This window comes from Proteus sp. HMSC14B05, from assembly GCF_001808035.1.
In the GTDB taxonomy this organism is placed as follows: Bacteria; Pseudomonadota; Gammaproteobacteria; order Enterobacterales; family Enterobacteriaceae; genus Proteus; species Proteus mirabilis.
In genome coordinates, this window is sequence record NZ_KV791994.1 from 32299 (window position 1) to 57341 (window position 25043).

Here is a 25043-nt window from a genome sequence, read left to right on the forward strand (position 1 = left end):
TTTTTTATCCCCCCACACTTCCTATTGCCCCTTCCCAAGCTTTAAATATAGCAAAGCGGGAAAACCTTATGGCTATCCCGCTTAAATTCATCAGTTAAAAAACCATACTGATATCTATTATAAACAAAGTGTTATCTCGTCATTAATGGGCTTCATCCCAGTTATTACCGACTCCGACTTCGACTTTCAGTGGAATAGCAAGCTCCATGCTACTTTCCATGAGTTTATGGATCATCGCATTTGCTTTTTCTAAATATGACTCTCGTACCTCAAACACTAATTCATCGTGTACCTGCATAATCATATGTACATCATCAGGGCATTCATGACAGATCCAATTATCCACCGCAATCATTGCTTTTTTAATGATATCGGCTGCCGTTCCCTGCATAGGTGCGTTAATCGCTTCACGCTCTGATGCTTTACGTCGGATCGCATTTTTAGAGTTAATCTCTGGCAGATATAAACGGCGTCCATCTAACGTTTCCACATAGCCTTGCTGTGACGCTTGTTTACGGGTACGCTCCATATAATCTAATACCCCTGGATAACGTTCAAAATAGAGATCCATATATCGCTGTGCTTCTTTTCGTTCAACACCAATCTGCTGTGATAAACCAAATGCGCTCATACCATAAATAAGACCAAAGTTGATCGCTTTCGCACTACGACGTTGTTCTGAGGTGACTTCGTCTAAAGGTATACCAAACACTTCAGATGCAGTAGCTCGGTGAATATCTTTCCCTTGAGCAAAAGCATCAAGCAAACCTTTATCTTGCGATAAATGCGCCATAATACGTAATTCGATTTGAGAATAGTCGGCAGCAACTATTTTAAAACCATCACGGGCAATAAACGCTTGGCGAATACGACGCCCCTCTTCATTTCTTACTGGAATATTTTGCAGATTAGGATCACGAGAAGATAAACGTCCTGTCGCAGTCACCGCCTGATGATATGAAGTATGCACCCGCTTAGTTTTACTATTGACCATCAACGGCAATTTATCCGTATAAGTCGATTTTAATTTTGCCAATCCACGATGTTCTAAAATTAAACGAGGTAACTCATGACTATGCGCTAACGCTTCTAACACTTCTTCATTTGTTGAAGGAGCACCTTTTGGTGTTTTCTTGATAATAGGAAGATTGAGTTTTTCAAATAAAATCTCTTGTAATTGCTTAGGTGAAGAGAGATTAAATTCTTGCCCTGCTAACGCGAATGTCTCTTTTTCAATCTCAGCTAAACGTTGAGTGATTTCTTGGGATTGCATGGCAAGCACTTGTGCGTCAATCAATACGCCCTTACGCTCCATGCGTGAAAGCACAGGGACTAATGGCATCTCAATATCGTGATAAACGTGTTTTAGCGGTGCAATCGCCTCTATTTGAGGATAAAGCGCTTGATGCAGTAACAAGGTAATATCAGCATCTTCCGCTGCATATAAGGTCGCTTGTTCAACCTCAATCTGATTAAAGGTAAGTTGCCCCTTACCTTTACCAGCAATCTCTTCAAATGTCGTCGTTTTATGATTTAAATGCTTTTCCGCTAAGGTATCCATATCATGGCGGCTACTCACACTATTTAAGACATAAGACTCCAACATGGTATCAAAATAAATACCGTTTAATTCGATGCCTTCATTTTCCATAATGCCGCGGTCGAATTTCAGGTTTTGCCCAATTTTTAAGATGGTTTTATCTTCTAAAATCGGTTTTAAAGCAGTTAGTACCTCATCAACAGGTAATTGCTCTGGTGCATCTAGATAATCATGACGCAATGGAATATAAGCGGCCTTGCCAGGCTCTACCGCAAATGACAGACCGATTAAACGTGCATCAATATTATTCAAGCTATCTGTTTCAGTATCAAAAGCAAAGGCGGGCGCTTTTTTCAGTACCTCAACCCAGCGCATTAAGCTTTCATGAGTCAATATAGACTCATAGTTCTCTTGAGAGATAACCGGGAAATTGTCTGCAGTTGGCTGCTCTTTGGGTGTTGCGACTTCTGCACTATAGGGGACTGGCGCTTTACGGCTACTGCGTTGAGCTAACCAACCACCATTTTGTAAGTCACTTATCCAGCGTTTAAATTCATAACGCGTAAACATTTCAAGTAACTTATCTAAATTAGGTTCATTAACCACTAAGTCATCAAAGGTTTTATCAAGCGCTACATCTGTTTTAATTGTCGCTAATTGATAAGAAAGTTTGGCAACTTTCTCATGTTCAACCATTTTAGCGCCAAGTGTTTTCGCACCTCGGAAACTCAATGTGGCTATTTTATCAAGCTGTTGATAAATATCCTCTAAGCTACCAAGTCCTTGCAATAGCCCTAATGCTGTTTTTTCACCTACGCCTGGAACACCGGGAATATTATCTGATGAGTCACCCATCAGTGCGAGAAAGTCGATAATCAACTCCGGTGGCACCCCATATTTTTCTTTAACTTCATCGGGGCCTAAAATAACATTCGTCATCGTGTTGATAAGTGTGATATTGGGCGTAACTAGCTGTGCCATATCTTTATCACCGGTACTGATTAACACATTACGACCATCACTGGCTGCTTTTAATGCCAATGTGCCAATCACATCATCAGCTTCAACGCCAGTAATAGAAAGTAACGGTAAGCCCATCGCTTGAACCATTTCATGCAAAGGCTCAATCTGCTCACGCAGATCATCTGGCATTGGTGGGCGATTAGATTTATATTCCTCATACAACTCATCACGGAATGTTTTGCCTTTAGCATCAAACACAACCGCCACATGACTAGGCTTATACTGAATTATTAGGCTGCGTAGCATGTTTAACACACCATACATCGCCCCTGTGGGTTCTCCTTTGCTATTAGTTAGCGGAGGAAAAGCATGATAGGCACGATAAAGGTATGAAGAGCCATCTACAAGGATAAAGGGGTTTTCTGCTATCTGGACCATAATCTGTTCATCATTGTTCTGAGGTTCATTGATATGACTAGAATGCCACATTGCAACGCAATAGACGAATATTACCTGAGATTATTGACAAACTTCTTATCACGATAAACAGATATAATTATCGGTTAGTCACCGACAATCATTGATTCGAATAAATCAAGCAGATCAATTTTATCTTAATAAAAAGACGATAAATATTATTCGTTTTATACAAAATAATGACTAAAAATAATATAGAAACACCTCAATAATATATGATTATTTATATTCTCTATATTATTTTTAATAAAATACGGTAATAAAATACGGTATAGTTAATTAATTAAATAATTGCAGTAAGGCAAGCAATAGTACCGAATAGAATACCGGGAGCATTAGCAATCGCAACGGGATATTCTTTACTTTTCACGCCATAATAAGTCCATAATAAACAGTTTATGGCTGCAACAAAAGGCTGAAATGGGCTAGTTTTAATGCCATTAAGATTGTCCATTATTTGTGGAATATAAGAGACATACATACCACAGGCAGTGACTGTTGCTATCCAACTGACTAATGTGACAATATTAATTTCATTTAGCGTGGCGAGTTTCTGTTTAATTTTCCTCATTAATTTATTTATTGGGTTATTCGCTAATCTAATTCCACGATAAGGAACAAGGCTTGTTGAGGTAGATTCATCGAGTAAAGTAAGATTTTCAGGATCTGTTTCGTTTTGCATCACGCCTCCTACTGTTATTTATCCAATATATAAGAATGAATTTTTTATGTTGGATAATAAATATAACTATTACCAGTTCTAGCATAAGTAAAAGAATATTGTCAAATAAGCAAAATGGGAGAATAAAGCAGTTAAATTAAATGATAAATAATCATTATTAACATAAAATCTACATTCTTCATTATTCTAAGAGGTTAACTATATTAACATTTCCAAATACTAAGCAATTACACTTAGCAACGGAAAATAATAAACTAAAATATAACAAGTTATTGCTTCTTTACCTAAAAAAATTAGCGCAACACAACCATAAACAAGGAACCAAAAGAGTCAGTTCGTTAATATTTATTTACAGTAATATTACAGACTATTTCCCTGACATTACATTGTTTGCGTTATTCATGAATATCCTGTGGATAACTCTGTGAGTATTTTTGTAACCCTATCTATATTAAGTGATTAAGTCTATTTTCACTTTATTAACATAATTAAAAAATCAATGACTTACGATGCATTACTAATTATATTGAATTAATTAGATATACATCAATTAATGTGGATAGTTATATTATGAAGGAAATATGAAGAATAAAAAAATGGCACTCACAAACAATGGGTGCCATTTTTATCTAACATTGGTAGCTATTTCTACTTATCTATCAATTAGCAATAACTTATCAATTATTTTTTCATCAGTAATTGATTGACGACATCAGAATAAGCTTTTGCATACTCTTCTGGTGATTTAGCACTAATGCCATCATTTTTCATTTTATATTTACCATCAATAACCATTGCCGGTACACCATTAATTTGGAAATCAGTTACCGCATTTTGTTGTTGGCTTACCAATGAGTTAACCACAAAACTATTAATTGCTGCATCATAATCTTCCGCTTTTACCCCTGCATTAATAAAGGTAGTGCGAATATCATCAACAGAGCGAATAGATTGTGTTTCTTGTATTCCTTTAAATAAGGCTGGAGAGACTTGGTCTTCAACACCTAATGCAATAGCAACCGCCCATGCACGGGTCATCTCTTTACCTAACGGCCCTAAGAAGTCAACGTGGTAACGAGCCATTTTGGTGTTTTCTGGTACATTTTTTTCAACTGTGCTATTGACCTTATACACTTCAGAAAACTGATAGCAATGAGGGCAATAAAAAGAGAAAAATTCAACCACTTGTGGAGCACCTGCAACAGGCTTAGAAAGGTTTGTATACTGCTTACCTTCAGAAATATCGGCAGCTGAAACACCAAATGCTAACACCATACTTGCTAACGCCAGCCAAATTTTTTTCATTTCGTATTATCTCCTAAAAATTAATACATTGGGCTAAGTTGTAAAGGTGGCTCATTTAATTGCTCCACTTGCCCTTTAAATAAAGCGAGTTGTTTAAACCAAAAGTCTTGCTCTTGAAACCAAACAAAGGTTCTTGGAAAAGCAGGATCCTTCCAGCGCTTTAATACCCATGCGATATAATGCACCATTCTCATCGCACGTAGAGGTTCAATTAATGATAGTTCTCTCACATCAAAATCTTGATATTCATTATAAGACTCAAGCAATGTATCTAGCTGTATAAGCTGATCTTGCTTTGAGCCACTTAATAACATCCAAAAATCTTGAATTGCACTTCCCATACGAGAATCATCAAAATCAACCATAACGACTTCATCACGCCACAATATATTGCCGGGATGACAATCCCCATGTAGTCGTAATTTTTTCCATGTTGAGTCTGATAATTTAGGACTCACTTCATGAATAATTTTATCAATAGCATCAATAAATTGAGATTTTAATTGCGTTGGAACTAAATCACTTTGTTCAAATTCTAATTTTGGCGCGACCAAATAGTCCGCAACAGACAGTGTCGGCCGATATTGATAGCTCTTTTTTCTACCTATTTGGTGGATACGTCCTAATGTCCGCCCCACCTCTTCAAGCTGAAATAGATTATCAGTTTCATATGCTCTTCCCCCAATACTTGGGAATAATGCAAAATAAAACCCTTCATTAGAAAGATGAACTGTTTCGCCTTTTACCTCGATAGGCGCTGCGACAGAAACCTGTGCCTCTTTTAGCGCTAAAACAAATTCATGTTCTTCTTTTATTTGTGAATAACTCCAACGTTGAGGACGATAAAATTTCACCACATAACGTTGTTTGTGCTCATCCATAAACTGAAAAACACGATTTTCGTAGCTGTTTAATTCCGTCAGCCCTGAATCAGGATAAAACCCAATATTAATTAGCGCATCCCAAATACTATCGGGAGACAATCCTTGAAAATTAAATGAGGCAGATATGGCCATGTCCTATCCTGAAATTAATCTTTAATCACACCGCGAGCACGTAAAATAGCTGTTTTGAAATCTTCTTCATAATCTTTCTTGAGCCCAGGAATAACATCTGTGGGTGCGGTATTGCGCATTTTTAGATGATAGATCAAAATATCATCAGTTAGATCAGCAAGTTGACCTTTAAAACCTGCTTCATCCGCCAGTTTCTGTAATAATTGAACTAAGTTTAAATCAGAATGCTCTTCCCATACTGGGTGCAATAATTCCATCACTTCATTAAGACGGTGACATTTCATACAAAAAATCCTTATTATTAAAATAACAACAAAGTACCAAGTATTCTCTAAGAGAAAAAGACAACCTCTGTCAATCTGCGTAAATATTACGCTTTTTTAAAAAAATTGCTGTTGCTTTACATGTAACCAGAATAAGTTCGTGCTTTCTATTACTATATCGTCTTTACTTGATAAGTATTGTTCGCAATTTTTCGCAAACTCATTCACAAATATTGACTATGAAAAACCAGAATATCACAGGCGGTATACTCGCCGGTGGCCAAGCTACTAGAATGGGAGGCGCTGATAAAGGGCTTCAACTCTTACATGGGCTACCTTTATACCTCCATATTGCCCAAAAGTTATCACCACAGGTTGCCTCTATTCTGATTAGTGCAAACCGTAATCTGGAACGCTATCGCCAAAGCCAGTATCCTGTTATCACCGATGAAACCAGCGATTTTTCCGGTCCTTTAGCTGGAATGCTGGCATTATTAAAACAAGCTCAAACCCCTTGGGTTGTGTTTGTTCCTTGTGATGTCCCCTATTTTCCTAGCAACTTGGTTGAAACGCTCTATCGTCACAAAGGGGATGCCTTAGCCGTCTATGCCGACGATGGGCAGCGAGAGCACCCAACACTGGCACTGTTAAATCGTTGTCTTATTCCAACACTTGAGGCTTATCTCGCTCAAGGTGACCGTAAATTAATGCTATTTATGCGCCAAATCGCCGCTAAACCGGTTTTATTTGCTAATCAGGCCGCAGCCTTTATTAATTTAAACACACCTGAAGATATAGCAAACGCCAATCACATAGCAAAATAGGAGCTCATAAGATGACACAAAATCAGTTACCGCTATTAGGGATCACCGCTTGGAGTGGTACAGGTAAAACAACCTTACTAAAAAAACTTATTCCTTTGTTGCGTAACAGAAATATTCGGGTTGGTATGATAAAACATACCCATCATGATATGGATGTCGATAAACCAGGCAAAGACAGCTATGAACTTAGAAAAGCCGGAGCCGAACAAACATTAGTCGCTAGTCAACAACGTTGGGCATTAATGACCGAAACCCCTGATTTAGCTGAGCTGGATTTGTACTATCTCGCTTCTCGTTTTGATGCAAGTAAACTCGATATGATTTTAGTGGAAGGTTTCAAAACAGAGGCTATCCCTAAAATTGCACTTTACCGTCATATCAATGAGCGAAGTGTTAATGAGTTACTGGATGAACATGTGATTGCACTAGCTAGTGATAGTGATTTAGACACATCCCTCCCACTGCTAGATATTAATTCGCCAGAAGCTATTGCTGATTTTATTATTCAGTGGCTAACGGAAAAAAAATAGCCATAAAAAACGCTAAAGAAAGTTGCCCTTCTCTAGCGTTTTATAAAATTGGTTTACCTTAAAATAAGGTAAAATACAGGGTGTCTTTATTTAGCAGGACGAACTGCAATCACTTCAATTTCTACACGCCATGCTGGATTAGCCAACTTAGCCACTTGGAATGCTGAACGTGCTGGTAATTGATTGGTTTTTGAAGCGTCATAGAACTTAGAATAACCGTTCATAAAGCCTTTAAAATCCATAGTGCCGTTATTCTCTTCACCACCAACTAAGAATACTTGCATCTTAACCACGTCTTTCATATCAAGACCAAGGTTATTCAGGTTAGTTTTGATTTGTTCTAAAACATTAATAGTTTGCTCTTCGGTATTACCGTAAGAAGCTAATTCACCTTCTGGTGCATCTGCGGATTTCTTAGTAGGCACTTTACCACTTAAGAAAACCAGATTATTACCTGCGTTAATTTCAACTGCTTCTGAAATAGGCATACCGTCTAATTTATGATGCACAACATTCTCCGCTGCATTTGCACTTGCTACACCAAACACGAAAGGTAAAGCAACAAGTAGACTTTTATAGCGCATGAAAACTCCTTAATGTGTTTAATTACAGTAAAACAAGGGTTTACTTCTTAAAACGATCCAAACTAAACGGCGTTGGATCAATAACAGGTTTCTTGCCCATGACAATATCAGCGGTCACTTCACCCGCTGCTGGGCCTTCGGTCATACCCCACACTGTTGCCGTGTTAATCACTAAGCCTGGGTATTCTTTGACCTCAGAAATGATAGGTAATTCATCAAATGTTGGACTCACAACGGCACCCCAACGTTCAACAACTTCTGATTTTTCAAATACTGGGAATTCTGTTTTCATTCTTTGGAAAACAGCATCTAAGTGTTGCGTATTTTGTGTTGCCGTGGCAACTCGGAATTGTTCGAATGGTGTTTTTTCATCTAAATTCCAAGAGGTCGGCATTTTAAATGAATTAAATAGATCTTCACCAATAGAGAATTCCAACGGTAACTCTCCACCACCTAATAAGTGCATAAATTTAGGCCCTAGCAGGAAGCTATCTTTGACTATTGAACTCGTAAAGATACGTGGTGCAACGGCATAAGTACCATCCGCTTGCTCGCGGAAATGAATACCATTAGGTAAATGCACATTACCACGTGGTGCACCAGGAACCCCTGAGACACGTTGTTGTGATAGATATACATTGAGCGTTGGGATATCAATACCCATATTGCCCATAAATAAACGCGACCAGATACCCCCGGCGAGTACAACTTGAGACGTTTTAATCGCCCCTTTCTCACTCACCACATCAGAGATTTTACCACCCGCAGTTTCAATACCTCTTACTGCACAGTTGGTATAAATTTTCACACCGATTTGTTTGGCATAACGAGCGAGTGCAGGTGTGCCTGTTTCAGGATCAACAGAGCCTGAATCTTCTTCAAATGCAGCAACAGTCCATGGCGTTTGAGCACCGACTAAGCGATTTGATAGCTCTTCACCTTTAATGATGCGAGTATTTAATGGTGTATCAAAACCTGCCGCTTCTTTAGCTGTTTTGATCCACGCTTGAGCTTTATCTAATGCTTTTTCATCCGCCAGCGCTTCTACACGACCTTGAGTACGATAACTGGTATCTGCACCAATTTTCTCATTCATGCCACGCCATAATATTTTCCCATAATGGTGTAATGGGAAGATTTCTGGCGATGTTTGGTAACTAATAATTTGGCTGTATGCACGGCCTGATTGCTCACCGGCAATCTGACCCTTTTCTAAGATAGTGACACTCATACCACGTTCAGCAAGGTTAATAGCGGTCATGATCCCCTGAATACCGGCACCAATAATCACTACATCTGCTTCTTTAGGAAGAGCCCCTTGCGTACCTTCAACAAATGATGCTCTAGATTTAGCTTCCACAAATTTGCCGTCACGGCGAACCATTGGAACTAAAGCCGCACCACCTGCTAAAACGCCTGCAGCACCAACACCTAAAAGTAGCTTTCTCCTTGAAATGTTCATCTTTTACCTCAGTAATAGTCTTACTATTTATATTGTTATTAGATTATTTTTTAGAGGCTTTATAATATCATGTTTTATTATAATGTTAATGAATATAATAATTTGTTAATAATACTAATAGGACATAATACCATTAGAAACATTATGGTTACTTATAAAAAAAAACCTATTGATAATAAAGTGGAACAAAAGAGTCGAAATAAGTATTAACTTGAATTAAAAGGAAAAGTATGTCTTAGATGGAGGTATTGATCAGAAAGGGCATAAATATTTTATTAACATTTAACGACTGATGTTGTATTTAAAGCGACCATTTATGCTGATAAAATAAATAGACTCGATAGCACGATTAGCTAAAATAAAAAGCGAATACCACTATAGTAGTACTCGCTTTTTAATTAAATGTGAAAAAATTAACGCATTGTCACAAATTCTTCCGCCGCCGTTGGGTGGATAGCAACAGTATCATCAAAATCTTTCTTCGTGGCACCCATTTTTAATGCCACTGCAAAACCTTGCAACATTTCATCCATGCCAAAACCAATACCGTGGATTCCGACAATTTTTTCTTCAGCACCCACACAGACTAATTTCATCCGACAAGGCTGACGATGGCGTGTCACTGCACTATACATGGCAGTAAAAGAAGATTTATAGACTTTCACTTGCTCAGCGCCATATTGCTCAATAGCTTGAGGTTCCGTTAAACCCACAGTACCAATAGCTGGGTGACTAAATACCACTGTTGGAATATTGGTATAATCTAAATGTTCATTAGGTTTATTATTAAATAATCGCTCTGATAAACGACGTCCAGCGGCTACCGCAACAGGGGTTAATTCTACCGCACCTGTGTTATCACCTACGGCATAAATACCGGGCACATTGGTATTTTGGAATTTATCAACCTGAATATACCCTTTTTCATTTAGCTTAACACCCGTAGCCGCTAAATTGATATTATCTGTAGCAGGTTCACGACCAATCGCCCAAATTAAAGTATCTACCGTCTGCTCTAAGCCATTTTCAAGTTGTAACGTTAAGCTACCGTCGGCATTTTTAACCACAGCTTTAGGAACTGCATGGGTGTGTAATTTAGGCCCTTCCGCTTCCATTACTTCCACCAGCGTATCGACGATTAGTGGATCAAAACTACGTAATGGTGCATGTTTACGCACAAATAAGTGTGTTTCACTCCCTAACGCATTTAATACACCCGCTAATTCAACAGCAATATAGCCGGCACCCACAACAGCAACACGTTTTGGTAATGCGCTAAGTTCGAAGAAACCATCAGAGTTAATACCATATTCAGCCCCTGGAATGTTTGGCTGAATAGGACGGCCTCCCGTGGCGATAAGTATATTATCTGCGGTAATTTTTTCACCGTTTACTTCAATAGTATGCGCATCAACAAAACGGGCAAAGCCTTGGATAACATCAACTTTATTATTACCTAATACACGTTCATAAGATTGGTGGATACGATCAATATAAGCAGTACGGCTACTGATTAATGTATCCCAATCAAAACGGTTTACTGTAGTATCAAAACCATAATCAGGACCGTATTGATGAATTGCTTCGGCAATTTGCGCAGCATGCCACATCACTTTTTTCGGGACACAACCGACATTAACGCAAGTGCCACCTAGCGCTTTCGCTTCAATTAATGCACATTTTTGGCCATACATAGCCGCTCTATTGATTGATGCGATGCCACCACTACCGCCACCGATGGCGATATAATCGTAATGTTTGCTCATAATTGATCTAATCCATTTATCTGTAGAAAAATAGGTACCTAACAGGCTAATTCTTTCATGTAATAAAGTCTATTATGACAAATTTTATTACTTAGCAGGTTAGGTTTTCGCTTTTACAGTAATAGGTAAAACAGTAATAAATGATTTATTCTGGTACAACCCATTCAACTAATGTGTGTCCAGTACCTTCAGGAACCAAGGTTTTATGTAGCCAAGGCAAGATAGACGCCATTTGTGATGCCAATTTCCAAGGTGGGTTAATAACAATCATACCTGATGCTGTCATACCTAGTTGATCACTATCTGGTTTCACTGCCAACTCAATTTGCAGAATTTTACGAATACCGGTGGCCTCTAGCTCTTTTAGCATCCGTTTAATTTGTTGGCGATGCACAACAGGATACCAAATTGCATAGGTCCCGGTGGCGAAACGTTTATAGCCTTCCACAATGCCTTTAACAACCGCACTATAATCTTGTTTAAGTTCATAAGGTGGATCAATTAAAGCAAACCCACGACGACTGGCGGGAGGGAGTTTTGATTTTAATTGTCCAAAGCCATCTTCCCGACACACTCTCACACGTTTATCGCGAGAAAATTCCGTACGTAATAAAGGGAAATCGGTGGGATGTAATTCAGTTAGCATTAACAGATCTTGCTCACGCAGTAATTTAGCAGCCAATAAAGGAGAGCCGGGATAATAACGTAACTCATCAGATGTATTTAACGAACCGACCGCCTCCAAATAAGGCAAGATAAGTTCAGGCACCTCTTCTTGTTGCCATAAGCGTGCAATGCCTTCTAAGTATTCTCCCGTGCGAGTCGCATGTGCATTAGTGAGCTGATAACGTCCAGCGCCAGCATGAGTATCCAAATAAAGAAACGGTTTTTCTTTCTCTTTTAAAGACTCAATAATCAGGGTTTGAACAATATGTTTTAATACATCGGCGTGGTTGCCAGCGTGGAAACTATGACGATAGCTCAGCATTCTTTATCTTCCGTTAGAAATGGGCATAGCAAAGTAATTAACTTACTCTGAAAAGAGTGAATAAGCTAAGTGTATCAGAAAAAGCTGAACTTCTTTATTGAAAGAAAAAGAAACATTGAGTCTTGGCAGGCAGAGGTTATGATAAATCAATATTTAACTTAAGTCAGATAAAGGAATAGAATGAAAAAATATATTTTTACTGCAATTATTCTTAGTTTAACAGCTAGTTATGCATCAGCAGAAACAGCGGTTAATGGTTGTGACATCAAAAAACAGAATATTCAACGACAAATCGACTATGCCAAAATGCATGGTAATCAATATCGAGTACAAGGCTTAGAGCGAGCACTTAATAAAGTAGAACGTTATTGCACTCCAGAAAAGGTTGTTGAAGATACCCGCCTAGAATTACGTGAAAAACAACTGGAAGTGAAAGAGCGTGAATTAGAATTAAAAGAAGCACAACTTAAGGGAGAGCGCGATAAAATTACTAAAAGAGAAGATAAACTTGCGCAAGCAAAAGCTGAGTTGAAAGCAGCTGAAGAAGAGTTAGAGCTACTCACAAAAAAATAATGCCCCGTAAATTCCCATTATGTTAAGCCATATAATGGGAATTATTATTCATTCGAACTACCTGCTAATCATAGGTTTGCTTAGATAAAAAGCGCATAACTGTTAAAAATATCATCATACTTAAGCCAAAGCAGACAACTCTGCTACCCTAATAGATAGCTAATGATAATAAGCATTAAGTTATGTAATAGGCATAACCTTATGCTATTTTTCAATAATCATTATCATAATAGTACTCAATTCTTAAGAATGGACTGATTTAATTAAAGAGGATATATGTCAGAAGAGACACAGAAAAAGGCATCCAATAAAAACACTCAACTGACTCAGCCCATTAAGCATGGGTTAGAAAAAGGGCTTCATGGTGGAAAAAAAGCCATTGGTATTGGTATAAAATTCACTAATTTTGTTACCAACATTCCCTTTATTGCTCACCTTATTCGAGCGGCAGAGCGTTTTACTGACCGAATGGGAAACCAGTTTGGTGCGGCTATCACTTACTTCTCATTTTTATCATTAATTCCCGTATTAATGCTCTCTTTTGCTTGTGCGGGTTTTATTTTAGCTTCAAACCCTGATTTGTTGGCCAAATTAATTACTGGAGTTGCCAATAGTATTGATGATCCAACTTTAGCCTCAACCGTTCAACAAAGTATTGATACTGCGGTTCGTCAACGTACAACCGTAGGTTTAACAGGGTTAGCCATCGCCTTGTATTCTGGTGTTAACTGGGTCGGAAACTTACGCCAAGCCATTTTGGCTCAATCTCGCCCGATATGGGAACGCAACAAAGAAGATCAAGAAAAAATTTACTTTCGTTATTTTCGCGATTTTTTAGCCCTTATCGGTTTACTTGTTGCACTTGTTATCACTATTACACTAACCTCCGTTGCTGGCTCCGCACAAAAATTGATTGTGCATACATTAGGTTTAGATGGTATTGAATGGCTCACACCTGCTTGGACAACCATTGGTTTAACTATCTCTATTAGTGCCAATTATCTGTTATTTTTGTGGATATTGTGGATCTTACCTCGTCACCAACCTAAACGTATCTCATTATTAAAAGGAACGCTTATCGCCGCAATTGGCTTTGAGATCTTAAAGTCGGTGATGACATGGTTATTACCTAGATTAGCCAGTTCACCTTCTGGTGCAGCTTTTGGCTCTGTGATTGGTTTAATGGCTTTCTTCTACTTTTTTGCACGACTAACACTCTTTTGTGCCGCTTGGATTGCAACAGATGGACCTAATATGCGCAAAGAAAAACACAAGAGTGAAACGCAATCTATCACCTAAAATTGTAACCTCACGAGATAGGGTTAATTCCCTGCATTAACCACCTATCAATAATGTAAAACGTAATAAGGAAAAATAAATGCCATACGTTAATATTAAAATTACCCGCGAAGGTGCAACAGCAGAACAAAAAGAACAATTAATTGCTGGGGCAACACAGCTTTTAGTGGATGTGTTAGGCAAAAATCCTGCGACAACTGTCGTCGTTATCGATGAAGTTGATACAGATAACTGGGGGATAGGTGGTAAAACAGTAACCGATTTACGTGCCAGTGCAAAAAAATAAGCTAGCGGTTTAACATATAACGATAAAAAAGCTGAAAATAGCGTTAGGCTATTTCCAGCTTTTATTTATTAAGTTAATGCCGTACTACTTATCTATTTTGTCTGTTGTGCATCTGCCTGCACCGAAGCTTTTTCACCAGTAGTTAACGATGTTTTAGCCGTGTTTGAGCTATTCGCTGTTTCTGGGTGAACTTGCTTTTCAAATTGCACACGCAATTCACCCAAGTTTACCGTTGGCGTCTCGCTACTTTGCGTTAATACAAAAGTGATATCCTCAGATAGAATTCTCGATAACTCTTGATTTAACATCTCTTTCGTTAAACCCGCTAAAAATGCTTGGCGTAAACGCTGATATTGCTCTGGTGGAATATCAATAATATTGCTTTGCTGAGACAATAAACGCTGATTAATTAAGATAGAAGTACTTGTTTTGGCATAACGCGCAAACAATTGAGTGAGTTGAATTTGCTTTTCTTGAAGTAAATCTTGATACAATTCATCACTGACACCTTGATTACGTAATTCGCCAAGCTCTTCCCCCACCCAAGTGGCAAGTGCAGGAATATTTGCCGTTGCTGTATCAACATTTAACGAGCAACTGGCTCGTTGATATTGCACTCGACAATCGATATTCACTTGCGTACTTTCTTTTTCTTTACGCTGTTCGAGACTACGACCTAAGTGCACAAAAATCACTTCACGCGCTAAATCACTTAACCAATAACGGCTCAGTGTGTCAGAATCTTTCACTGGTGACCAATCTAGATCCCAAATAAGAGAGATTTGGTCATTTTTTCGCATGGGTTCTTGCACATACAATGTTTCTGGTTTCATATCGGCAAGAACAGGCACAGGCACAGGTGTCACGCGTTTTCCTTCAAGAGAAGAAAATGCCTGATTAATACTTTCGGTTAAGATACGATTATCAACATTACCGGCAATATATAACGTCATCATATCTGGGGTATACCAACGCTGTTGATAATCTGATAACTCTTTTGTATTTACCGAATGATTAACCGGTTTACCTGGATTATGGCCTTTTAGATTTGAGCCTTCTAGACGTGAACGCCAGATAGGATCATCAATATTAGCGGGAAAAGTCACCACCGGAAGCGGTGATTGAATCGCATTTCGAACCGCATCTTCTGTATATTGTGCCGGTTTTGCTATACCCGACAATAATGCAAAGGCATCTTTTAATAATTCAGGCTGGTTATTGGGCAAGCTTAAGTTATAAACCGTAAAGTCATAAGAGACGATCATCGGTGGCAATGGATAATCAGGATCGAATGCATTTTTCCAAAGATTATCGCGTTTTTCTGGTGTTAATCCGGTGTTTTCTAACACATTCAGTTTTGACACCAGAGATGAAAACCCTGTTTCACTGCGCTTTTCTGATAAAGAGCCCGTATTCACTAATAAGCGAATTTGGATCCTATCATTTGGACGTTGTGGTGTTTGTAAAATTTGCCATTGGAAACCATTTGCGAGTCGCCCTTCTTGCCAAGCAGGATCAGGCTGCAGTGCTTCAGCTTGAACCTGACAAATAGCAGCGCTGAATATAACGCTTCCCAATAAAATTCGTGTCATTGCACCCTGCATGTGAACCTCTGTTTTATTAATCCTTGGTATTAAACCACTTATGAGGTTTAACAATAAATGCCGGAAGACATGTTAGATGTAAAATGTCTGTATGTTGCGTTGTCATCTTTATCACCACAGAACGCTAAAATAAAATCACTCACGTGATTAGAGTCATAGTGGTGTAAGAAGGTTCAGATATCTGACTCTTTTTGATCAGATTTTTGTTGATTATATCCTTTAATCAGCAAACCAATCTCATCATCACGATGAGATTCTGAACACGACAACATCGAAACCTGATTACTTTTATTAAGAGTCACAGCAATGTGGCGCAACGGTTTTACCATAATACGATTAATACACCAGCTAATTGCAATAGTGAGGATAAGACCCATTAATAAATAAGTCGTCAACATCAGTGCGACAGTATTACTCGCAAAACGATAAAAACGGTTAGTATCTGCCTGTAAAATAAGATGACTGGTATAGGCTTTATCGTCAGCGGAGGTAATACCTAAAGGCTGTAAAGGGATAGTCACTTCAACAGGGATGCCAAACAGCCAACGTGAAAATTGAGAAACTGATTTTTTCGGTGCAAAATCTAAGTTCATCACCTGAACATTTTCGGGTTGTGTCACAATCGCTTTACCCAGTATCCCGGTCGTTTTTAAACTAATGATCAGTTGTTTGGCATCATTTAAATCTGAACGCAATAGCGCATCAGCCAGCGGTTGTTGTATACTGACTGCCGCATTAAATAGCTGATTTTGATAATCTTCTCGGCGTTGATCAATCAAATAAACAAGCTGAATACTAATAAAAATAGCAATAGTCACCAACGTGACACCTGCAACAGCTGCCATCTGTTTGATTGTTAGTGAACGTTTGAGATGAGGTTTCATCAGTGCTATTTCCAGTAACCATGCTTGAACAACGGTGATTATACTGTATTTTTTCGATTATGTATCACAATCAATAAAGAAAAAACACACGAAAGCCTGCATCTCTACTCAGGTTAAAATCAATAAAAAGAATTATCTGGCTATAAACACAAATAGCCAGATAATATTCATCTTTTTTAGATGATAATTTTATTACTCTTTTAATTGTTATTATTAAATATCATCATTTAAATTATTTAGTTTTATGTGGATTAATATCGAAAATAACCTTATCATTCTCCGTTATCTTGCTAGCGAACTTAAATAAGCTATATTCATTAATTAAAGAAGTTTTAAACTGACCTTTAATATTAATTTCATTATCAGCTATCAAATCTATATAAGTTTTGCTTAATCCATCATCTGAAAGAGTTTCTTTAAATTTAACATCTGTTATATTTATGTTATCTCCATGTGCAAAAATTTGACCAAAACCAAGCATAGATAGTTTATTTAAATTAATATCATTAAGCTTATTTTTATCTAAGCTATTATTGTCGTTACCATCTCCTATCGGGATATTTCGATAACCTAAAAATCTGATACTGCTATTTCTCAGCGCAAATCTACCCGAGTAGTTATTATCTTGATGGGCATTAAATGAGACACCAGAATTTCTGACATAAGAAGTTGTTTTATCAATATCAACATTAATATTTCTCCCATTAAATAAAACTTCGCTATTTATAATAGCTAGTTTACCTTTAAAGTTAATATTGTCACTTTCTATATATTGAAGTGCTGATCCTATTTCTTTACCCTCAGCCTCCAACTTTCTTTTTTCTGCTTGTTTAGCTTCATCGATTTTAAGAACAGCACTCTGGATCTTGTTATATTCTGCTTGCTGTTGATCAGCAACTCTCCTAGCTTCAGTAGCTAGTTCTCTTATTTTCTTTAGTCTATTTTTATGTATATTATGAGGCTCTAACTCCATTATTTTTTCTTCTAATGCCTCTAATTCTAATGCTATTTCAGCTGATTTTTTTGCATCTATTTCAAGAAAATATAACTTCATAGATGCTAACATGAACATTAGATCTACTTCATTATATGCTCTAAATTCATTTTTTTTATTAATAATTCCGAATACTGATTTTTCATTAGCATTAATTTCTTTATTACGAATGATATTGATTTTTTTAGTGATTAAATCCCCATCAAGATTAAAAATGCCACCTTGTAGAGAGAAAAGATCTGTTTTTAATGAACTATTTTCTAAAATAGAGAGACCTTCTTGGTTATCTTTAGATAGCTCTTTTCCTTGGTCACCTTTCCAATCATAATCAACAAAACTAACCGTTTCATAGCCATTGATCACATTAAAAACTGGGATTTTATTTTTACCCAATATATTAATACGATTAGAAAAAACATTGATTATTTGTTTTTCATTGAAATTATTAACATTCTTTAGATTAACATAACCATCTGATAAGTAAATTTTTTTGCCTGTAATACTATCTAACTTCCCTGAAATTAACATCACCTTATCTGAACCTGAAAATTGACATCCGTAGCAATCAATTCCATTTGGATTGGCGATAATCAATTCTGCATTTTGTCCTAAAACAGAGATTTTACCCTCTAATGAACTCGTTTTTTTTGAAGTCACTTCGTTAAGAATAACTTTTGCTTTTGCCTCGCTATTATCAATATTAACGCCTTCTTTTCCAACATTAAATTGTTCAAAATAGTTAACTGATAAATTCATATCGTTTGCTTTGTTGATAGAAATAGTTTCTGAACCATCTCCATTCTTGCTCACTGTTGTGTTTGCAGATTTTCCTGCATCTACAATAACGTTATTGGCTACTGCACTATTATGTATAAAAGCAAATGAAATAGAGATAACTAGAAGATTTAATGATGGCAATTTTTTATAAAACATAACGTCCCTTTTATTTAGTAAATTTAAAGGGAGACTAAATAATAAGAAACGCTAGTCATATAAAAATAAGAACAACATATAATATCATTGTTCTTATTTTATAAACCAAATTTATCAATCTATTGATTAAAACTCGCCGTGATCTTGCTCTACGGCAAAACAAGCAATTAACTGCCCATGATACTCTTTTAAAGTCGGTTGTAATTGTGTACACATTCCAAATGCGCGCCGACAACGAGCAGCAAAAGCACATCCTGGTGGTGGATTTAACGGACTAGGTAATTCACCCGTTAATTTAATTCTCTCTCGCCTTAATGTCGGTGTTAATCTTGGTGTTGCTGATAATAACGCTTGGGTGTAAGGATGTTGTGGGTTTTCAAATATCTGTGCTTTAGTGCCCTTTTCAACACAGCGCCCTAAATACATCACCACCACTTCATCTGCAATATGTTCAACAACGGAAAGATCATGGGAAATAAAAACATAAGAAAGTCCCATCTCTTGCTGGAGATCCATCATTAAATTAAGCACCTGAGCTCGCACAGAAACGTCTAGGGCAGATACAGGCTCATCAGCAACCACAATATCAGGTTCAAGCATTAAACCACGGGCGATAGCAATACGTTGGCGTTGTCCTCCTGAAAACATATGCGGATAACGACTATAGTGCTCAGCCTTTAAACCTACTTTCGCCATCATAGAAAGTACTTTTTCTTTACGATCTTGTGCACTTAACGTGGTATTAATTAATAGAGGCTCTTCTAATATTTGCCCCACTTTCTTACGTGGATTTAATGATCCATAAGGATTTTGAAAGACAATTTGGATCTTTTGGCGCCGTAATTTTTCCGCTGATTTATCTTTAACTAATAAATTTTGCCCTTGATATGAAAGCTCTCCTGAGGTTGGTACTTCAATCATCGTTAATAATCGACCTAAGGTTGACTTACCACAGCCAGACTCCCCAACCACGGCTAATGTTTTTCCTCGCTCGAGCTCAAAAGAGACGCCATCTAGTGCCTTAACGGTTTTTTCCTTCGCAAAAAGTCCACCTTTAACGCTGTAATATTTGGCAAGATTAACCGCTTTTAATAAAGGCACGGCAGTATTCGGATTAACATTAGCCATATGTTGGTCTCCCTGTATCATCCAATGGTGTATGACATTTCACTCGATGTTTACCCATCTCTTTCAATTCGGGCTCTATCTGAAAACAAGTATCCTGTGCATAGGGGCAACGAGGATTAAGTAAGCATCCCATCGGTCTATCATAACGTCCCGGAACCACGCCCGGTAATGACTCAAGCCGAGCTTTATCACTCGCAAATTCAGGTAATGCTTTTAATAAAGCTTGGGTATAAGGATGGCGAGGCGCTTTGAAAATTTCTGTTGCGAGGCCTGATTCAACAACTTGCCCTGCATACATCACAATAATGGTATCTGCAGCTTCTGCGACTAATGCCAAATCATGAGTAATTAACACTAATGCCATATTTTCTTGTTTTTGTAATTCAAGTAATAGCTCGATAATTTGCGCTTGAATGGTGACATCAAGCGCAGTGGTTGGCTCATCAGCAATCAATAATTTAGGTTGGCAAGCAATTGCCATCGCAATCATCACCCGTTGGCTCATCCCACCCGACAGTTGATGAGGATAAACATTTAAACGTGATGCGGGATCAGGAATACCCACCAGCGTTAATAGATCAATCGCCCGCTGTTTACGCGTACGATGACTTCCTCCTTGATGAACTTTGAGGGCCTCCATAATTTGATAACCGACCGTAAAACAAGGGTTAAGGCTTGTCATCGGATCTTGAAATATCATGGCAACCTCAGCACCAACCAAATCACGACGTTCAGATTCAGAAATTTGCATCAGATCACGTCCATCAAATTGCAAGGCTTGTGCTGATACTCGACCGGGAAAATCAATAAGCCCCATAATCGCTAATGAACTGACTGATTTCCCTGAGCCTGACTCGCCAACAATGCCCACTACTTGACCTTCTTCTACTTGATAACTGATCCGGTCTACCGCTTTAAACGGAGTATCTTCATCACCAAAGTGAACTGATAATTGATTTATATTTAATAACGCCATGCTCTTACTCCGTTACTGCTTTAATTTTGGATCGAGTGCATCTCGTAGACCGTCACCCATTAAGTTAAAGGCTAAAACCGTCAACAAAATAGCTAACCCCGGAAAAGTCACTACCCACCATGCACTTTGGGTAAATTGCAGTACATCAGATAACATGGTTCCCCATTCTGGTGTCGGTGGCTGTGCGCCCATTCCCAAAAAACCTAAGGCAGCCATATCTAAGATGGCATTAGAAAAACCTAAAGAGGCTTGCACAATTAAAGGAGCAAGGCAGTTAGGCAAGATATTGATAAACATTTGGCGTATAGAGCCTGCTCCCGCAACACGAGACGCCACAACATAATCACGGTTAATTTCTGTTAACACTGCCGCACGCGTCAGTCGAACATAATGAGGTAGGGCAACAAAGGTTAAAGCGATTGAAGCATTAATAATCGAAGGCCCAAAAATAGCCACTAACACTAATGCTAATAAAAGACTGGGTAATGCCAGCATAATATCGACTACGCGCATAATGGCGATATCAACGATGCCACCAAAATAGCCGGCCATTAAACCTAAAATAATGCCTAAAATCAGTGAAAGTATAACGACAATGCAACCAACGAGTAATGAAAGACGCGCACCATACATTAAGCGAGAGAGAATATCCCGCCCAACATCATCAGTACCTAAAATAAAACTCCAGCTTCCTCCTTCTTGCCATACAGGGGGCGTTAGAAGAAACTCACGAAACTGCTCATTAGGTGCATGAGGCGCTAAAACGCCTGCAAGGGCCGCTATCAACAGCATAATGACAATATAAATTAAGCCAACAACCGCCCCTTTATTTTGTTTGAAATAGTGCCAAAACTCTTGAAAGGGGGTCATTGGCACCGGTGCACTAATGACCGGTGTTACGTTATTTTCAGCCATGATGCACTCCTTATTTCTTATGACGGATACGTGGGTTAACAATGCCATATAGCACATCCACTAATAGATTCACGAAAATGATCATAGTGGCAATGAGCAATACTCCCCCTTGAACAACAGGGTAGTCTCGACGTTGTAGAGCATCAATTAACCAGCGACCTAACCCCGGCCATGAAAAAATAGTTTCTGTCAGTATCGCTCCGGCTAGCATCGTACCAACTTGTAAACCAATCACCGTCACAACAGGTAACATTGCGTTACGTAATGCATGGATCAAAATCACTCGTGCACGACTTAATCCTTTTGCTCTGGCAGTGCGAATATAGTCTTCTCCCAATACTTCCAACATTGCCGAACGCGTCATGCGCACAATAACCGCTAATGGAATAGTCCCAAGCACAATGGCCGGTAAAATAATATGGTGTAGCGCATCAAGAAAACCACCTTCTTCCCCCCAAAAGAGCGTATCAATCAACATAAATCCCGTTAGTGGATAGCTATCATCTAGAAAGACACTATCCGCCAATCGGCCTGATACAGGTGTTAGATCAAGCTTCACTGAAACGAGCATAATCAGCATGATCCCCCACCAGAAGATAGGCATAGAATATCCTGCAAGTGACACACTGATTGCCGTATGATCAAAAATAGAACCTCGTTTTACTGCCGCAAGCACCCCAACGGGAATGCCCACTGAAACAGCAAAAATCATGGCACAAATACCTAGCTCTAAGGTTGCTTTAAATCGTGGCAAAAATTCATCCCAGACAGGAATACGACTTTTTAGTGAAATACCTAAATCACCGTGCATAATGCCGTTAAGGTAATTTAAATATTGTTGCCATAGCGGTTTATCTAGTCCTAATTCCGCCATTAAATAAGCGTGACGCTCTGGTGATAATCCACGCTCTCCCGCCATAATCATGACCGGATCACCCGGAATAAGATGGACAAAAATAAAGGTTAATAACGTAATTCCGATAAACGTTGGGATCACGAGCCCCAAACGCTGAAGGATAAATTGCAGCATATCCTAATTCTCTTTTTACACATCAGCTAAAAGATAGCGCTGATAAATCAGGGGAAAGCCCCTGCGCTCACAGTGTACTGAATGTATTGATTATTATTGGATAGCGGTACTTCTCTAAACGCTCAGAGAAGTACCGTGGTAAAGATAACTCAGCTCGTTAATATCACGACTATTTTAGAGAGACATTATTAAAGTGGTGTTTACCTAATGGGTCGACCACATAGTTCTCTACTTTTTTACTGATTGGTTCATATACCGTGGAGTGAGCAATAATCAGTGCTGGCGCTTGGTCATGCATCACCACTTGAGCTTGCTTATATAACTCAACACGCTTATCGTGATCTGCCGTGATCCGCGCAGGCTGGATCAGATCTTCAAACGGCTTATAACACCATTTCGAGTAGTTAGAGCCTTGCTCTTTCGCAGCGCAACTAAACAGTGTGGCAAAAAAGTTATCAGGATCACCGTTATCTCCCGTCCAGCCCATCATCACAGCTTGGTGTTCACCTGATTTAGCACGTTTCAGATATTCACCCCACTCATAACTGACGATCTTGGTTTTCACACCAATTTTTTCCCAGTCAGCTTGTACCATTTCAGCCATACGGCGAGCATTAGGGTTATATGGCCGTTGCACTGGCATCGCCCATAAATCGATAGTAAAGCCATCTGCAAGGCCGGCCTCTTTTAGCAATGCTTTGGCTTTTTCAGGGTTATATTCATAATCGACGATATCATCGTTATAACCCCACATTGTCGGTGGAATAAGATTCTTCGCTTTCTGACCTGCACCTTGATAGACAGCTTCAATAATGGCGTCTTTATTCACAGCCATACTTAATGCTTGGCGTACTTTTTGGTTATCGAGCGGTTTTTTCTCCACATTAAAAGAGATATACCCCACGTTTAATCCGGGTTGTTCCAGTAGCTGGATATCTTTATTTTGTTTCATCTTGGCGATATCAGCAGGATTTGGGTAAGGCATTGCCTGACATTCGTTCTTTTGTAATTTGGCATAACGAACTGAAGCATCTGGCGTAATAGAGAAAACTAAACGATCTATATCAGGTTTTTTCCCCCAATATTTATCGTTCGCTTTATAAAGAATACGTGAGTCTTTTTGATATTGTTGCAGTTGGAAAGGTCCCGTACCAATAGGATTGAGATCCACTTTCTCAGGAGTCCCTGCTTTCATCATATTATCTGCATACTCGGCAGAAAGAATAGATGCGAAGTCCATTGCCATATCAGCCAAGAAAGGCGCTTCTGAACGGGTAAGTACAAAACGAACCGTATTGTCATCCACTTTTTCGATCTTCTCGATCATGTTATTCATATCCATCCCGGTGAAATATTCATAACTTCCACCAGAGACTTTATGATAAGGATGATTTGGGTCCATTTGACGCATAAATGTATATATCACATCATCTGCGTTAAATTCACGAGTGGGCTTAAACTCTTTGTTGCTATGCCAACTAACCCCTTTACGTAAATGGAAAGTATACACCTTACCATCATCACTCACTTCCCAACTTTCAGCTAAGCCGGGAGTAATTTCTGTGGTACCGAGTTTAAACTCAACTAAGCGATCATAAAGCGGTACTGAACTTGCGTCATAAGTCGTACCTGAGGTAAATAGTTGGGGGTTAAATCCTTCCGGTGAGCCTTCTGAACAGTACACTAATGTTTTCGCTTGCACACCTGCTGAAATAGCCAAAGCGAGTAAGCCGATTGTAGCGGTTAGCAACCCTGTCTGTTTTTTGGAGCTTCTCATCATTATTCTCCGTCATTATTCTGTTGTGTTTTTTGGTTTCCTGTTTAAAAACGGAATACCTTTTTATTTTGTCATTGTTCAATTAACCAACTGTATTCATTTCCGTCAATAAGGGGCTTTACGCCAAAATGAACAAGTTGCAAACATAAACGAAACAAATACCAAACAATTACAGGATAAAAATTGGACAAATTGATTTAATGGTAGAGAATTAAACCACACATTAAGTAAGTCTTAAGTTAAA

At 38.4% G+C, this 25043-nt stretch carries 22 protein-coding genes; 5 read left to right on the forward strand and 17 right to left on the reverse strand.

Annotated elements, in window-relative coordinates:
- Positions 1-142: 142 nt before the first annotated feature.
- The 5 genes from polA to HMPREF3129_RS11600 form a co-directional block, all read right to left on the reverse strand.
- A complete protein-coding gene (gene polA / locus HMPREF3129_RS11580) occupies positions 143-2941 on the reverse strand; it encodes a DNA polymerase I (protein ID WP_036920139.1) in 2799 nt (932 codons plus the stop codon).
- 322 nt (positions 2942-3263) lie between these two features.
- On the reverse strand, positions 3264-3662 hold the full coding sequence (locus tag HMPREF3129_RS11585) for a SemiSWEET family transporter (RefSeq protein WP_004246864.1): 399 nt from the start codon (positions 3660-3662) through the stop codon (positions 3264-3266).
- 681 nt (positions 3663-4343) lie between these two features.
- Entirely contained in the window at positions 4344-4967 is a 624-nt protein-coding gene (gene dsbA, locus HMPREF3129_RS11590) for a thiol:disulfide interchange protein DsbA (RefSeq protein WP_004246863.1), read from the reverse strand.
- A 20-nt stretch (positions 4968-4987) separates the two neighbouring features.
- A complete protein-coding gene (locus tag HMPREF3129_RS11595; protein WP_004246862.1) occupies positions 4988-5983 on the reverse strand; it encodes a serine/threonine protein kinase in 996 nt (331 codons plus the stop codon).
- 14 nt (positions 5984-5997) lie between these two features.
- The gene (locus HMPREF3129_RS11600; RefSeq protein WP_004246861.1) at positions 5998-6267 is read right to left on the reverse strand and encodes a YihD family protein; all 270 of its coding nucleotides are present in this window, start codon (positions 6265-6267) and stop codon (positions 5998-6000) included.
- 218 nt (positions 6268-6485) lie between these two features.
- Between HMPREF3129_RS11600 and mobA the strand changes: the two genes are divergently transcribed.
- Together mobA and mobB are read left to right on the forward strand one after the other, a co-directional pair.
- Positions 6486-7070, forward strand: a complete 585-nt coding sequence (gene mobA / locus HMPREF3129_RS11605) for a molybdenum cofactor guanylyltransferase MobA (protein ID WP_004246859.1) — start codon at positions 6486-6488, stop codon at positions 7068-7070.
- Positions 7071-7081: 11 nt separating this feature from the next.
- Positions 7082-7600 carry a molybdopterin-guanine dinucleotide biosynthesis protein MobB gene (mobB, locus tag HMPREF3129_RS11610; protein WP_004246857.1) on the forward strand — a complete coding sequence of 173 codons (519 nt, stop codon included), beginning with the start codon at positions 7082-7084 and terminating at the stop codon, positions 7598-7600.
- Between the two features lie 86 nt (positions 7601-7686).
- Here mobB and HMPREF3129_RS11615 read toward each other — a convergent pair whose 3' ends face one another.
- From HMPREF3129_RS11615 to HMPREF3129_RS11630, 4 genes are all read right to left on the reverse strand, one after another.
- A complete protein-coding gene (locus HMPREF3129_RS11615; RefSeq protein WP_004246856.1) occupies positions 7687-8184 on the reverse strand; it encodes a RidA family protein in 498 nt (165 codons plus the stop codon).
- Positions 8185-8224: 40 nt separating this feature from the next.
- Positions 8225-9646 (reverse strand): NAD(P)/FAD-dependent oxidoreductase, encoded by a 1422-nt coding sequence (locus HMPREF3129_RS11620; protein WP_004246855.1) that lies wholly within the window; start codon positions 9644-9646, stop codon positions 8225-8227.
- Between the two features lie 413 nt (positions 9647-10059).
- Positions 10060-11412 (reverse strand): glutathione-disulfide reductase, encoded by a 1353-nt coding sequence (gene gorA / locus HMPREF3129_RS11625; protein ID WP_004246853.1) that lies wholly within the window; start codon positions 11410-11412, stop codon positions 10060-10062.
- Between the two features lie 145 nt (positions 11413-11557).
- Positions 11558-12400: a 23S rRNA (adenine(2030)-N(6))-methyltransferase RlmJ gene (locus HMPREF3129_RS11630; RefSeq protein ID WP_004246852.1), complete on the reverse strand. Its 843-nt coding sequence runs from the start codon at positions 12398-12400 to the stop codon at positions 11558-11560.
- 180 nt (positions 12401-12580) lie between these two features.
- On the opposite strand from HMPREF3129_RS11630, the gene HMPREF3129_RS11635 reads away from it, so the two are divergent.
- The 3 genes from HMPREF3129_RS11635 to HMPREF3129_RS11645 all read left to right on the forward strand — a co-directional run bounded on the left by HMPREF3129_RS11635 (position 12581) and on the right by HMPREF3129_RS11645 (position 14558).
- Positions 12581-12973, forward strand: a complete 393-nt coding sequence (locus HMPREF3129_RS11635) for a DUF1090 domain-containing protein (RefSeq protein WP_004246851.1) — start codon at positions 12581-12583, stop codon at positions 12971-12973.
- 276 nt (positions 12974-13249) lie between these two features.
- Positions 13250-14272 (forward strand): inner membrane protein YhjD, encoded by a 1023-nt coding sequence (gene yhjD, locus HMPREF3129_RS11640; RefSeq protein ID WP_004246850.1) that lies wholly within the window; start codon positions 13250-13252, stop codon positions 14270-14272.
- A gap of 79 nt (positions 14273-14351) precedes the next feature.
- A complete protein-coding gene (locus HMPREF3129_RS11645; protein WP_004246849.1) occupies positions 14352-14558 on the forward strand; it encodes a 2-hydroxymuconate tautomerase family protein in 207 nt (68 codons plus the stop codon).
- Between the two features lie 92 nt (positions 14559-14650).
- On the opposite strand, the gene HMPREF3129_RS11650 is transcribed toward HMPREF3129_RS11645, so the two are convergent.
- The 8 genes from HMPREF3129_RS11650 to dppA form a co-directional block, all read right to left on the reverse strand.
- Positions 14651-16150 (reverse strand): M16 family metallopeptidase, encoded by a 1500-nt coding sequence (locus tag HMPREF3129_RS11650; RefSeq protein ID WP_223302903.1) that lies wholly within the window; start codon positions 16148-16150, stop codon positions 14651-14653.
- A gap of 185 nt (positions 16151-16335) precedes the next feature.
- Positions 16336-17046: a HAMP domain-containing protein gene (locus tag HMPREF3129_RS11655; protein ID WP_004246847.1), complete on the reverse strand. Its 711-nt coding sequence runs from the start codon at positions 17044-17046 to the stop codon at positions 16336-16338.
- 232 nt (positions 17047-17278) lie between these two features.
- Positions 17279-18973 (reverse strand): two-partner secretion domain-containing protein, encoded by a 1695-nt coding sequence (locus tag HMPREF3129_RS11660; protein WP_070487042.1) that lies wholly within the window; start codon positions 18971-18973, stop codon positions 17279-17281.
- Between the two features lie 126 nt (positions 18974-19099).
- Positions 19100-20101 carry a dipeptide ABC transporter ATP-binding subunit DppF gene (gene dppF, locus HMPREF3129_RS11665; protein ID WP_036919249.1) on the reverse strand — a complete coding sequence of 334 codons (1002 nt, stop codon included), beginning with the start codon at positions 20099-20101 and terminating at the stop codon, positions 19100-19102.
- Entirely contained in the window at positions 20094-21077 is a 984-nt protein-coding gene (dppD, locus tag HMPREF3129_RS11670; protein ID WP_004250066.1) for a dipeptide ABC transporter ATP-binding protein, read from the reverse strand. Before dppD ends, dppF begins: the two co-directional genes overlap by 8 nt.
- A gap of 12 nt (positions 21078-21089) precedes the next feature.
- Positions 21090-21992, reverse strand: a complete 903-nt coding sequence (gene dppC / locus HMPREF3129_RS11675) for a dipeptide ABC transporter permease DppC (protein WP_004249100.1) — start codon at positions 21990-21992, stop codon at positions 21090-21092.
- Positions 21993-22002: 10 nt separating this feature from the next.
- On the reverse strand, positions 22003-23022 hold the full coding sequence (dppB, locus tag HMPREF3129_RS11680) for a dipeptide ABC transporter permease DppB (RefSeq protein WP_036919253.1): 1020 nt from the start codon (positions 23020-23022) through the stop codon (positions 22003-22005).
- 169 nt (positions 23023-23191) lie between these two features.
- Positions 23192-24799 carry a dipeptide ABC transporter periplasmic-binding protein DppA gene (dppA, locus tag HMPREF3129_RS11685; protein ID WP_004249098.1) on the reverse strand — a complete coding sequence of 536 codons (1608 nt, stop codon included), beginning with the start codon at positions 24797-24799 and terminating at the stop codon, positions 23192-23194.
- Between the last annotated feature and the right edge of the window lie 244 nt (positions 24800-25043).

What these genes read in the sequence shown, in the direction of transcription:
- dppC (WP_004249100.1), bottom strand. Translation starts at nt 21,992, where the DNA reads ATGGCTGAAAATAACGTAACACCGGTCATTAGTGCACCGGTGCCAATG.
- mobA (WP_004246859.1), top strand. Translation starts at nt 6,486, where the DNA reads ATGAAAAACCAGAATATCACAGGCGGTATACTCGCCGGTGGCCAAGCT.
- yhjD (WP_004246850.1), top strand. Translation starts at nt 13,250, where the DNA reads ATGTCAGAAGAGACACAGAAAAAGGCATCCAATAAAAACACTCAACTG.
- dppA (WP_004249098.1), bottom strand. Translation starts at nt 24,799, where the DNA reads ATGAGAAGCTCCAAAAAACAGACAGGGTTGCTAACCGCTACAATCGGC.
- polA (WP_036920139.1), bottom strand. Translation starts at nt 2,941, where the DNA reads ATGGTCCAGATAGCAGAAAACCCCTTTATCCTTGTAGATGGCTCTTCA.
- dppB (WP_036919253.1), bottom strand. Translation starts at nt 23,022, where the DNA reads ATGCTGCAATTTATCCTTCAGCGTTTGGGGCTCGTGATCCCAACGTTT.
- HMPREF3129_RS11600 (WP_004246861.1), bottom strand. Translation starts at nt 6,267, where the DNA reads ATGAAATGTCACCGTCTTAATGAAGTGATGGAATTATTGCACCCAGTA.
- HMPREF3129_RS11595 (WP_004246862.1), bottom strand. Translation starts at nt 5,983, where the DNA reads ATGGCCATATCTGCCTCATTTAATTTTCAAGGATTGTCTCCCGATAGT.
- mobB (WP_004246857.1), top strand. Translation starts at nt 7,082, where the DNA reads ATGACACAAAATCAGTTACCGCTATTAGGGATCACCGCTTGGAGTGGT.
- HMPREF3129_RS11655 (WP_004246847.1), bottom strand. Translation starts at nt 17,046, where the DNA reads ATGAAACCTCATCTCAAACGTTCACTAACAATCAAACAGATGGCAGCT.
- gorA (WP_004246853.1), bottom strand. Translation starts at nt 11,412, where the DNA reads ATGAGCAAACATTACGATTATATCGCCATCGGTGGCGGTAGTGGTGGC.
- HMPREF3129_RS11650 (WP_223302903.1), bottom strand. Translation starts at nt 16,150, where the DNA reads ATGACACGAATTTTATTGGGAAGCGTTATATTCAGCGCTGCTATTTGT.
- dppF (WP_036919249.1), bottom strand. Translation starts at nt 20,101, where the DNA reads ATGGCTAATGTTAATCCGAATACTGCCGTGCCTTTATTAAAAGCGGTT.
- HMPREF3129_RS11585 (WP_004246864.1), bottom strand. Translation starts at nt 3,662, where the DNA reads ATGCAAAACGAAACAGATCCTGAAAATCTTACTTTACTCGATGAATCT.
- dsbA (WP_004246863.1), bottom strand. Translation starts at nt 4,967, where the DNA reads ATGAAAAAAATTTGGCTGGCGTTAGCAAGTATGGTGTTAGCATTTGGT.
- dppD (WP_004250066.1), bottom strand. Translation starts at nt 21,077, where the DNA reads ATGGCGTTATTAAATATAAATCAATTATCAGTTCACTTTGGTGATGAA.
- HMPREF3129_RS11660 (WP_070487042.1), bottom strand. Translation starts at nt 18,973, where the DNA reads ATGTTTTATAAAAAATTGCCATCATTAAATCTTCTAGTTATCTCTATT.
- HMPREF3129_RS11630 (WP_004246852.1), bottom strand. Translation starts at nt 12,400, where the DNA reads ATGCTGAGCTATCGTCATAGTTTCCACGCTGGCAACCACGCCGATGTA.
- HMPREF3129_RS11635 (WP_004246851.1), top strand. Translation starts at nt 12,581, where the DNA reads ATGAAAAAATATATTTTTACTGCAATTATTCTTAGTTTAACAGCTAGT.
- HMPREF3129_RS11615 (WP_004246856.1), bottom strand. Translation starts at nt 8,184, where the DNA reads ATGCGCTATAAAAGTCTACTTGTTGCTTTACCTTTCGTGTTTGGTGTA.
- HMPREF3129_RS11620 (WP_004246855.1), bottom strand. Translation starts at nt 9,646, where the DNA reads ATGAACATTTCAAGGAGAAAGCTACTTTTAGGTGTTGGTGCTGCAGGC.
- HMPREF3129_RS11645 (WP_004246849.1), top strand. Translation starts at nt 14,352, where the DNA reads ATGCCATACGTTAATATTAAAATTACCCGCGAAGGTGCAACAGCAGAA.